General features: G+C 31.7%; 9 protein-coding genes. 4 read left to right on the forward strand and 5 right to left on the reverse strand.

The genetic code is table 11. The features are described 5' to 3' along the window. Positions 1–112 precede the first annotated feature (112 nt). The 3 genes from ABD690_RS10585 to ABD690_RS10595 all read left to right on the forward strand — a co-directional run bounded on the left by ABD690_RS10585 (position 113) and on the right by ABD690_RS10595 (position 2415). Positions 113–1267 carry a M14 family zinc carboxypeptidase gene (locus ABD690_RS10585; protein ID WP_344730340.1) on the forward strand — a complete coding sequence of 385 codons (1155 nt, stop codon included), beginning with the start codon at positions 113–115 and terminating at the stop codon, positions 1265–1267. 70 nt (positions 1268–1337) lie between these two features. Further along, positions 1338–1817, forward strand: a complete 480-nt coding sequence (locus tag ABD690_RS10590) for an Lrp/AsnC family transcriptional regulator (protein ID WP_344730342.1) — start codon at positions 1338–1340, stop codon at positions 1815–1817. Positions 1818–1899: 82 nt separating this feature from the next. Next, on the forward strand, positions 1900–2415 hold the full coding sequence (locus tag ABD690_RS10595; protein WP_344730345.1) for a DinB family protein: 516 nt from the start codon (positions 1900–1902) through the stop codon (positions 2413–2415). 55 nt (positions 2416–2470) lie between these two features. Here ABD690_RS10595 and aroB read toward each other — a convergent pair whose 3' ends face one another. After that, positions 2471–3538 carry a 3-dehydroquinate synthase gene (aroB, locus tag ABD690_RS10600; protein ID WP_344730347.1) on the reverse strand — a complete coding sequence of 356 codons (1068 nt, stop codon included), beginning with the start codon at positions 3536–3538 and terminating at the stop codon, positions 2471–2473. Positions 3539–3637: 99 nt separating this feature from the next. Here aroB and ABD690_RS10605 point away from each other — a divergent pair, with 99 nt between their 5' ends. Continuing rightward, positions 3638–4822, forward strand: coding sequence for a proline dehydrogenase family protein (locus tag ABD690_RS10605; RefSeq protein WP_344730349.1), 1185 nt, complete (start codon positions 3638–3640; stop codon positions 4820–4822). Here the strand turns inward: ABD690_RS10605 and ABD690_RS10610 are convergent. The 4 genes from ABD690_RS10610 to ABD690_RS10625 are packed head-to-tail and all read right to left on the reverse strand — an operon-like array spanning position 4819 to position 11017. Beyond that, positions 4819–7170, reverse strand: a complete 2352-nt coding sequence (locus tag ABD690_RS10610; protein ID WP_344730351.1) for a GumC family protein — start codon at positions 7168–7170, stop codon at positions 4819–4821. The genes ABD690_RS10605 and ABD690_RS10610 overlap by 4 nt on opposite strands. A gap of 8 nt (positions 7171–7178) precedes the next feature. Beyond that, positions 7179–7964 carry a polysaccharide biosynthesis/export family protein gene (locus ABD690_RS10615; RefSeq protein WP_344730354.1) on the reverse strand — a complete coding sequence of 262 codons (786 nt, stop codon included), beginning with the start codon at positions 7962–7964 and terminating at the stop codon, positions 7179–7181. Positions 7965–7974: 10 nt separating this feature from the next. Further along, the gene (locus tag ABD690_RS10620) at positions 7975–9882 is read right to left on the reverse strand and encodes a polysaccharide biosynthesis protein (RefSeq protein WP_344730356.1); all 1908 of its coding nucleotides are present in this window, start codon (positions 9880–9882) and stop codon (positions 7975–7977) included. Then, positions 9875–11017, reverse strand: coding sequence for a DegT/DnrJ/EryC1/StrS family aminotransferase (locus tag ABD690_RS10625; RefSeq protein ID WP_344730358.1), 1143 nt, complete (start codon positions 11015–11017; stop codon positions 9875–9877). The genes ABD690_RS10620 and ABD690_RS10625 overlap by 8 nt, the downstream gene beginning before the upstream one ends. Between the last annotated feature and the right edge of the window lie 149 nt (positions 11018–11166).

Consider the following 11166-nt stretch of genomic DNA (forward strand, 5'->3'; position numbering starts at 1 on the left):
GTTTATAAATGTCTCATTATTTTGTTTACAATTCTATATAAATATCAAAATTACTTTGTTTACAAATGTAAAACATCATTTGTTTACCTTTGTAACATCATAACAAACCCTCATGAATAATCAACTACTAAATACGTTATATAACGCACATAAAGAGACGCAACTTTTCCATAGATATATCCATCTAGAGCACATAAAACCTTTGTTAGATAAACTACCTAAAATGTATACCGTAACTTCAATAGGAGAATCGGTTTTAGGTAAACCTATTTATGCAGTTACTTTTGGTTCGGGAGAAAAGCGCGTTTTACTTTGGTCTCAAATGCATGGTAATGAATCTACGACAACCAAAGCGCTTTTTGATATGTTTAATACACTTGCAGAGTCCAATGTGCTAACTTTAATGCTTTCTGCTTGTACGATAACTGTTATACCTATTTTAAACCCTGATGGCGCTGAAGCTTATACAAGACTAAACGCTAATCAAATTGACCTAAACAGAGATTCTAAAGCGCTTACACAGCCTGAAAGTAAAGTGTTGCGAGACTGTTTTAATAGTTTTAAACCGCATTATTGTTTTAACCTTCATGGGCAGCGCACCATATTTAGTGCAGGAAAAACTAATAATATAGCAACGGTATCTTTTTTGTCTCCAGCACAAGATGAGTCTCGTTCTGTAACGCCTAGCAGACAGATAGGTATGGAGATTATTGCTAAACTAAATGAAAATTTACAAAGTCAAATACCTAATCAGGTTGGTATTTATGATGACTCTTTTAATATTAATTGCGTAGGAGATATGTTTCAAAGTTTAAATGTTCCTACAATTTTGTTTGAAGCTGGTCATTATGCTAATGATTATGAGCGTGAAATAACACGGTTTTACATATATCAATCATTGTTAATAGGATTAAACTACATAGCAACAACAAATGTAACAGGAGCTGGCTATAAGGCTTATTTTAATATTCCTGAAAACGATAAGCTTTTTTACGATATAATAATAAGGAATGTTAACATGGGTTCTGAACAAACACCAAATATAAAAGACATTGGTGTTATGTATAAAGAAATATTAATCAATAAAAAAGTAGAATTTTCACCAATTATTCAAAAAATTTCTGATTTATCTAATTTTTTTGGACATAAAGAATATAACGCCAATAAACATAAGGTTTTAGATGCTAATAATGTGTTAATTCAAGAAGGGAACTCAAACGATTTCGTAATTATAGGTAATGTAAAATATTCATTAAAATTAACATAATATTAATTTTTGGTGCATTATGTTCAATAAAAATGTTTTATTTTTGATTTTTATTTAAAAAAAACAGCAAATGGCAAAATTTAAATTAGACGAAATTGATCATCAAATATTAGATATGTTGATTGATAATACAAGAGTTCCCTTTACTGATATCGCAAAAAAGCTAGTGATCTCAGCTGGAACTGTTCATGTAAGGGTGAAAAAAATGGAAGATGCAGGTATTATAAAAGGATCTTCATTAACATTAGATTATAAGCAATTAGGGTATTCTTTTATAGCTTATGTTGGTGTGTTCTTACAAAAAACGTCTCAAACTAAATTTGTTTTAGAGCGTATAAATGAAATCCCTTACGTGACTGTTGCTCACATAACAACAGGAAAATTTAATGTGTTTTGTAAAATACGTGCTAAAAATACTGAACATGCTAAAGATGTTATTTTTATGATTGATGATATAGAAGGCGTTTATAGAACAGAAACGATGATTTCTTTAGAAGAAAGCTTAAATGATAAAAAACGATTAATGCATTCTATATTTAACGAAATGTAATTTGTTTTCTAACTAATTAATAATAAAAAAAGCTCTTTATTTTAAAGAGCTTTTTTTATTTTTAAAACTAAAATTATACAAAATGAAATCTAGTCAGTTATCAACTAATGAGTATGCTGATTTTTATAGCAATTATATAAAATATACGCAGAATTTAAGCTTAATTGAAGGTTTGTTAGATGGGCAAGCATATGTTAGTCAGTATTTTAGAGCCATTCCAGAAAACAAGCTAACTTATAGCTATGCAGAAGGTAAATGGACGCCAAAAGATATTTTGCAACATCTTATTGATGTAGAACGCGTGTTTTCATACAGAGCTTTGCACTTTGCTAGGTTGGACGCTAATATGTTAGCGGGTTTTGATGAAAATTATTATGCTGAAATTGCATTAGGTAACAATAGAACTTTAGATAGTCTTTTGTCTGAGTACGAGCTTTTAAGAGCCTCTACAATGGCAATGTTTCAGAGTTTTGATGAAGATGTTTTGAGGCGAATTGGTAATGCAAATGGTTCTAAAATGTCTGTTAGAGCGGCTGGTTTTGTGCTAATAGGTCACGAAAAGCATCATTGTAATGTAATTACGGAACGATATCTTTAGTGCAAAAAAAAAGCCTTTTATGTAAAAAGGCCTTTTTTGTTGTGTTTATAAGGGGTTACGAATTGTAATAATGAAAAGCTTCAATAATATGCTTGTTGTCTACTGTGCGGTTAACTATAGGAGTTCCTATTTCTTCAAGTAGTACAAAGTTTATGTTTCCATGTTCGTTTTTCTTATCGTATTTAAGAAGTTCTATAATAGGAGCAAAGTCGCTTTCAGAAAAGGAGATTTTATCATAAATATTAAGAATAGTCTCTTTTATATTATCACAATCACTCATTGAGAATCCACTCTCTTTTGTAGATATGTAGGTTTCCATTATCATACCTATCGCAATAGCTTCACCGTGTAACAAATCGTTTTTTTGAGGGTTACTTAAGCAATACGACTCTATGGCATGGCCTAAAGTATGTCCGTAGTTAAGAGTCTTTCTCATACCATTTTCGTTAGGGTCACTTACAACAATATCTTTTTTTATAATGATAGATTCTAAGATTAATGTATCAAAATCTATGTTGTTAAAATCAGATAGGTTGGTAAACTTATTCCAATATGCTTTACTTTTTATTAAACCGTGTTTTAGCATTTCTGCTAAGCCAGAACGTATCTCGTTGTGAGGAAGTGTTTTTAAAAATTCAGTGTCAACTAAAACCATTTCGCCTGAATTTATAACACCAATCTGATTTTTTAAATGTCCTAAATCCACACCTGTTTTACCTCCTATAGATGCATCAACCATAGCTAAAAGCGTTGTTGGTACATTTATGTAGGATATGCCTCGTTTAAAAGTTGAGGCAATAAAGCCTCCAATATCAGTAACAACACCACCGCCAAGATTAATCATTAAGCTTTTTCTGTCACCACCTAATTCAGAGAGAGCATCCCATACGCCAACGCAAGTGTCAATTGTTTTATTGGTTTCGCCTGGTTCAATCTCAATAATTTCAATAACAACGTCGGTTTCTACATTTGATAGAAACATAGGAAGGCAGTAATTATGAGAGTTTGAGTCTACTAAAATAAATATTTTAGAATAATCACTGTTTTTTAAATGTGCATTTAGTTCCTTGTAACCGTTTGATTTAAAATGTATTGAGTAGTCTTCTGTTTGAATAGATGTCATAAAATTTGATGCAAAAATAGAATGCGAAAATTAGGAGTTTTTTTTATAAAAAAGTAGAAGAATGATAATTATATTTGCCTGTTGTAACTATTTTTTCAAATGCGAGAGGATAAAATTTTTAATAATACTGAAATTGCTTTTGAGTTAAAGAGCGATTCTCAATTAGAACGAGCACATTTTTTGTTTAAAATGATATCTATAGAGCCGTTGGTTCGAATAGGAACTGCCGTTACCAATTTTGCTTTAAAAGCTCATTTGCCCGTTGAGGGTTTAATACGATCTACAGTTTTTGATCACTTTTGTGGTGGCGTAAACGAAGATGATTGTTTAGACATCATAGATAAGATGTATACCAAAGGTGTATCATCGGTTTTAGATTTTTCTGTTGAAGGAAAAGAAACTGAAACCTCATTTGATGATGCTATGGAGAAAATATTAAAAATCATTAATTTTTCTGCTGAAAAAGACGCTATGCCAATAGTGGTTTTTAAGCCAACAGGTTTTGGTAGGTTTTATTTATATCAAAAAAAGGGAGAAGGAAAACCTTTTACTAATGCAGAATCTGAAGAATGGAATAGAGTAGTAGCACGTTTTGACGCTGTTTGTAAGCTAGCTAAAGAGCGTGATGTTGAAGTGTTAATTGATGCTGAAGAAAGCTGGATGCAAGATGCTGCTGATGAACTAGTCACACAAATGATGCAGAAATACAATACTGAAAAACCTATTGTTTATAACACTTTGCAAATGTATCGTCATGATAGATTAGATTTTCTAAAGTCGCAACATGCATTAGCAAAACAATCAGGGTTTTATTTAGGCTATAAGGTTGTTCGTGGTGCTTATATGGAAAAAGAACATGATCGAGCTAGAGAAAAAGGTTATGATACACCTATATGTGAAAGTAAAAAAGCTACAGATGATAATTTTAACGCTGCTATTCGCTATATGTTAGATCATCTCGATGATATGTCTCTTTTTGCTGGAACTCACAATGAGGAAAGCACATATTTGGTCATGGACTTGATGAAACAAAAAGAAGTTGCTATCAAAGATAATCGCGTTTGGTTTGGTCAGCTTTTTGGTATGAGTGATAATATTAGTTTTAATTTAGCTCACTTGGGTTACAATGTAGCAAAGTATGTGCCTTTTGGTCCTGTAAAAGACGTGATGCCTTACTTGATTCGTCGTGCAGAAGAAAATACCTCGGTTGCAGGACAAACAGGGCGAGAACTAATGCTTATTAAAAAAGAAAAAGAAAGAAGAAAACAGGTGGCATCTTCTTAAGATAATTTTTTCCACCATTTCTTCTTATTAGGATTATTACCGTAGCCATAGCCGTAGCCAGTACCTTTTTTGTAGTCTACACAATTAAGTAAAATAGCCATATTAGGTAAGCGTTTTTCGCTATACATGCGTTGTGCTAGTTGTAATTGGTGCTTTTCTATGTAATTAGCTCTAACAACATATACAAACATATCAGCGTGTTTACTAATAAGTAAAGTGTCCGTTACAAGACCTACAGCGGCTGTGTCTACAATAATGTAATCATAAGATTTTCTTACCTCTTCAAAAAGCATATCAACACGATTACTCATCAATAATTCTGCAGGGTTTGGTGGTATTATGCCAGAAGGAATTACATCCAAGTTGTCGTTGTTTTTTAAATGCTGAACAATGTCATTTACATGCAGCTTTGGGTTTCCTATGTAGTTAGTGACACCAACGTTATTTTCTATATTTAAATAATTTGTGGCTTTTGGTACACGAATATCAGTTTCTATAAGCAATACTTTTTTACCTGAATACGAAAGAGATAAAGCAAGATTTATTGATGAGTGAGATTTTCCTTCTTTACTGGTTGTAGATGTAGTAAATATTGTTTTTGCACGTCCTTCAATACTTTGAAGCATAAACTCTATATTGGTTCTTACCATTCTAAAGGCTTCGGCTTTAGGTGTGTAATCTACTTTTTCTATAAGTTGCTTGCGTTTTGATGATTTAGGAATATCACCAAGAAAAGGAATGCTAGTGTGTTTCTTTATGTCAGATATAGAGTGGACTTTCGAGTCTAATAAATTTCTTAAATAAATAAATCCAATCGGGAAGCTTAAACCAAGAACAAGCGCGGCTAATATAATTATTGGTTTTTTAGGAGATACAGGTTTTCCTGAAGCATACGCATGATCTACAATTTTTGCATTTGGAGATGATACTCCAAGAGAGACAGCAGATTCTTCTCTTTTTTGTAATAAATATAAGTAAAGTGACTCTTTTATGTCTTGTTGCCTTTTTATGTCTTTAAATTGTTTTTGCTTTTTTGGAACCGAATATATTTGGGAATTAATACGATTGTTTTCTTCAAGTAAGCTATTGTAAGTTATTTCATTTGAGGATTTTACGCTGTTTAAACTTTGGTTTAAATTGTCTTTCAATTCTTTGATTTGATTTGAAAGATTGACAACAGTTGGGTTTTTCTCGCTAGAATGTTTTAGTATTCTATTGCGCTCTGCAACTAGCTGATTGTGTCGTTGAGTTACTTGAGAAATACCATTATCTGCAATACCAATATTGGTAGGTAAAAAATCATTACTTTCTTTGTTTTCTTGAAGATGACTTTGCATGTAATCAACAAGTTGAATTTGGTTTGCTGCGGCAACAATTCTAGCTTCGTTTTCTTTCTCACTTTGTAGATATAAACTAGATTGAGTTTCAAGATCAGTAAGTTTATTTTGTTGCTGAATGGTTTCTGCTGTAAGGTCTACCTTTCCTAATTCTTCAGATACTAATTGAAGTCTATTGTTTATAAAGTCAGAAGTTGCTTTTACAACCATTTGCTTGTCATTAACAACATCATTATTGTACTTCTCTATTAGTTTATCTAAAAATAATTGTGCTTTTCTGCGTACTTCATCTGTAATGGTAAGTTTTATTATACTAGAAGTTTCTTTGGTTGATATTTGTAGTTTTGATTTGTAAAAACTTGCAATTTTATTTATTGGCGATATTTTAATTCGAATGTTTGAGCCAATTTTAGTAGCATATTGTCCAATAACAGGTGTTATAATAATGTCTCCAAAACCAGTTTCTACGCTTTCGCCAAAATCATATAGAATGCCTTCGTCTTCAACTTTTTTATTGCTTTTTATTGAAAATTTACTTTCTTCGGTTATGCCTTTAAAATAAAAGTCTTTAGCGGAATTTATTTGTATGTTAAATGTGGTGTCTATACTGTGAAGTATAGAGTCTGTTGTGCTGAAATTAATGTTTAAAGGTGGGTTTTCATAAACCTCATGTGCTTGAATTCTTCCTTCAACAAAAAATTGAATATTAAACTTTAATTCCTTTACAACCTCGGTTATTAAAGCTCTAGATTTTATAACTTCAACTTCATCAAGTACGTTGTTTTGATCTGTTTTGAATAGGCCATAATTTTGTAAGTTTGAAATTTCAGGGAGCTTTGTGGTTGCTTTGTTGTCCTTGATTTTTATGGTTGCATTTGCAGCATATTGATAATTGGTATATCTCAAATACAAAAAAGCTAAAATAAGCGCAGAAATGGCGCAAAATACAATGAGTTTCCATTGTCTAAAATATGGTTCTATAAGATCTTTAAATTGATCGTTTTGTTTCATGTTTACCGTTATTTGGCTATAAAAATGGCAATAATTGTAGCTAGTGTTCCTACGGCTGATATAATAACGCCGTTGTTTTGGTTGTATGACGCAGAGCGTACTCTTGATTTGTTAGGCTCTACATAAATAACATCATCTTGTTGTAAGTAGTAATTAGGAGAGTTTACAACGTTGATAGAGGTTAAGTCAAATTTTGTAAAGCGCTTTTTTCCGTCTTGTTCTCTAATTAAAAAAACATTATTGCGTTTACCATAAATTGTTAAATCGCCAGCCATTCCTAGTGCTTGTGTAAGTGATATTTTTTCGTCTTCAACAGTAAATGTGCCTGGATTTTCTACTTCGCCAAGTACGGTTATGGTAAAGTTTATAAGGCGTATGTTTACAATAGGGTCTTTTATATAATCTTTAAGCTTGTTTTTTAAGTAGTCTGTGGCTTGAGTTCTTGTTAGTCCAGCTATTTTTAATGTACCTAAAACAGGGTATTCAATGTTTCCATTGGCATCAATTAGGTATGTTGGCATTTTTAAATCACCATTTACAGCAACTGATGAAGTGCTATAAGAAATAGCGGGTAAATTAAAAGGGGCAACCGCATCTTTATCACCGCCAACACTTATAAAAATTAAATCATTTGGTTTGTATATAAGTTCAGAATTTACTGTGATTTCATTATTTTCTGAAATAGGTTCATCTTGAAAATAAACAATTTCTTTGCTAGTAGCACAAGACGTTAAAATGACTGCAATTACAATTACAGAAGCTTTTATAAGTCGTTTAGGTGAAAATATGTTCATTGTATTATTGTTAGTTATGATTTAATACTTCGTAGGTTGAATTGTTTGGGCTGTATTCCTTTACGATGTCTTTAATTTTAGATACAATTGCGATGTTTTGAGTATTTGAGTTAAGTAAACATAGTTCTTTTATTTTACTTTGTACCTCTGAAGTGTTATCTATTAGCTTGCATTTTGCAATCATAATTTTATCATTATAAGTTGGTTTGGTGTTTTCACCATCAACTAATAATTCCTCATATATTTTTTCTCCAGGTCTCAAGCCTACAATTTTAATATCAATATCTTCTGGAAACTTCAAGCCTGATAAGGCAATCATGTTTAAAGCTAGATCATAGATTTTTACAGGTTCTCCCATGTCAAAAACAAAAATTTCATGGCCAAGTCCCATGGCGGCAGCTTCAAGTACAAGTAAGCTTGCTTCTGGTATGGTCATAAAATATCTAATAATATCTTTATGGGTTACTGTGAGTGGTCCGCCAGATTCTATTTGTTTTTTGAATAACGGAATAACAGAGCCATTAGAACCTAGTACGTTACCAAAACGAGTTATTATAAATTTAGTTTTTAAGTTTTTTATATTTCTTTGACACCCAATAAGTATTTCGGCTATTCTTTTTGTTGCACCCATAACATTTGTTGGGTTAACAGCTTTATCTGTTGATATCAAAATAAACTTATTTACACCATATTTTATAGATAAATTTACCATGTTATATGTGCCTCTTACATTAACACTTACAGCTTCATAAGGGTTTTGCTCCATTAAAGGCACGTGTTTATAAGCTGCTGCGTGAAATATGATGTCGGGTTTATAAGTGTCAAAAATGTTTTCGCATCTTATATGGTTTCTAACATCAGCTATTATAGGAGTGATTTTTGCTTCTTTATTGTTTTGAGATAATTCCTGCTGTAGATCGTAAAGAGCAGATTCAGCATTATCTATCAATATTAGTTTTTTGTAGTTGAAATTGGTTAGCTTTCTTACTAATTCGCTACCAATAGATCCTGCTGCGCCAGTAACAAGAATTACTTTATCGTTATATTCGTCAAAAAGCACAGGGTTGTCAATGTTTATAGGCTCTCTACCAAGCAAATCTTCAATTCTAACGTCTTTTATTTGTCCAATACTTAAGTCGCCATCAATCCAGTTTTGAACTGCTGGAACAATTTTCACTTTAAGGTTTAAAGCAAAAAACTCACTGGTAATTTGTAGCAGCCTGTTTGAGTCTATGTTTTGTATGGCGATTATAATCTCATCAATGCCGTGTTTGTCTATGAACTCCTTTGTAATATTTTTAGGGCTGTAAACATTTAGAAGGTTTATTTTTTTTCCAATTTTTCGCTCGTTATCATCAATAAAACCAAATACTTCGATGTTGTTTTTGGCGTCATTGTTTAGCGCATCATATGTAATAGTTCCTGAATCTCCTGCGCCATAGATTAATACGTTGCTTTTTATTTTAACATCAGAAACAATGCTTCTGTACACAGATTTAATAAAAAATTTAGCGCCTATTAGAAAAAAGAAGTTTAATAGTAAGTGTATGTATATAATAGAACCAGGAATATCAAAAACATTATTGAAATTATATTTTCTACTTAAAAATGTGGTAATTATAAGTATGGTAGCTAGTATGTTTACTCCAATAATGAGGTTGACAACATCTTTAAAGCCAGTAAAACGAACAACACCTTTATGCGAACTAACAGAAAGAAAGCTTATTACAGCACCTGCCAAAACAAAAGGGATTTGTTTGACAAGCATTGAGAAATCAAAATCTATTTGAAAATTGAAGCGAATTAAATAAGCTAAAAAGAATGTGAATGCTACAATGCATAAATCAAAAATTAAGACAAGCCATTTAGATGCATATCTGTGGGAAAACCTTCTTAATATGTCATAAAGTTTATCCAAAATAATCTGCTATTATTTTTATAACTCTGTTGAGTTCGTTTTTAGTTAAATTTGATCCGCTAGGTAGGCAAAGTCCTTTATTATATAAATCTTCAGAAACACCGTTTAGGTATTTAGGGTGCGATTTAAAAACAGGTTGTAGATGCATGGGTTTCCATGATGGTCTGGCTTCTATATTGTCTTGATTTAGAAGCGACATAATATCATTTCTTATATTTGATGTTTTAAACACAATACAGGTTAACCATCTGTTTGAAAAAAAACCTTCAGGCTCTTGTAAAAAAGTAATCTCTTTTATGTCGCCTAAATGCTTTTGGTAGTATTCGTAGTTGTATCGTCTTGCTTTAATGCGCTCATCTATAACTTTCATTTGGCCACGACCAATACCAGCTATAATGTTTGACATTCTATAATTATGTCCTATAGCTGTGTGAGAATATTCAATGCCATCGTCTTTTGCTTGGGTAGCAAGATAAATAGCTTTGTCTTTAGTGGTTTTGTTTTTAGTGATTAAAGCGCCACCACCAGAAGTTGTTATTATTTTATTACCGTTAAAGGAGATAATACTTAAGTCACCAAAAGTTCCGCATTTTTTATTAAAGTAGGAGCTACCTAATGCTTCTGCGCTATCTTCTACAACAGGAATATTATACTTTATTGATATGTTTTGTATGTTTTCAACTTTGTATGGCATGCCATATAAATTAATCGCAACAATTGCTTTTGGTTTTTTCCCATTTTTAATACAATCATTTATAGCTTTTTCAAGCATTTCAGGACACATGTTCCAGGTGTCTTTTTCGCTATCTATAAAAATGGGTGTAGCGCCTAAATATATTACAGGGTTTACAGATGCTACAAATGTTTTTGTTTGACAAAGAACAATATCTCCCTGATTTATGTTTAATAGTTTTAATGCTAAATGAATTGCTGCTGTTCCGGAGCTTAATGCGGCTGCGTGAACATTTTCATTGAGGTAATTTTCTATGTCTTTCTCAAATCCGTTTACATTAGGACCTAATGGTGCAATCCAATTAGTATCAAAGGCTTCATTAATGAATTCTTGTTCATGGCCACTCATGTGTGGTGCTGATAACCATATTTTTGAATTCAATTTTGAGGCTTTTTTTGTCATAGTAAATATCTCTGTTTTAATAACATTGGTCAAATAAAAACGATAAAAAACTCTTTTCTACGTTTTGCGATTTTATATAAAATAAAGGTAATGGTTTCATCTTAATTTTTATGCATTTTATCGTGTTGCTTTCTTGTAAACATTTGGTT

This window comes from Corallibacter vietnamensis (genome assembly GCF_039537875.1).
GTDB lineage: Bacteria > Bacteroidota > Bacteroidia > Flavobacteriales > Flavobacteriaceae > Corallibacter > Corallibacter vietnamensis.

What these genes read in the sequence shown, in the direction of transcription:
- aroB (WP_344730347.1), bottom strand. Translation starts at nt 3,538, where the DNA reads ATGACATCTATTCAAACAGAAGACTACTCAATACATTTTAAATCAAAC.
- ABD690_RS10585 (WP_344730340.1), top strand. Translation starts at nt 113, where the DNA reads ATGAATAATCAACTACTAAATACGTTATATAACGCACATAAAGAGACG.
- ABD690_RS10595 (WP_344730345.1), top strand. Translation starts at nt 1,900, where the DNA reads ATGAAATCTAGTCAGTTATCAACTAATGAGTATGCTGATTTTTATAGC.
- ABD690_RS10590 (WP_344730342.1), top strand. Translation starts at nt 1,338, where the DNA reads ATGGCAAAATTTAAATTAGACGAAATTGATCATCAAATATTAGATATG.
- ABD690_RS10615 (WP_344730354.1), bottom strand. Translation starts at nt 7,964, where the DNA reads ATGAACATATTTTCACCTAAACGACTTATAAAAGCTTCTGTAATTGTA.
- ABD690_RS10625 (WP_344730358.1), bottom strand. Translation starts at nt 11,017, where the DNA reads ATGACAAAAAAAGCCTCAAAATTGAATTCAAAAATATGGTTATCAGCA.
- ABD690_RS10610 (WP_344730351.1), bottom strand. Translation starts at nt 7,170, where the DNA reads ATGAAACAAAACGATCAATTTAAAGATCTTATAGAACCATATTTTAGA.
- ABD690_RS10605 (WP_344730349.1), top strand. Translation starts at nt 3,638, where the DNA reads ATGCGAGAGGATAAAATTTTTAATAATACTGAAATTGCTTTTGAGTTA.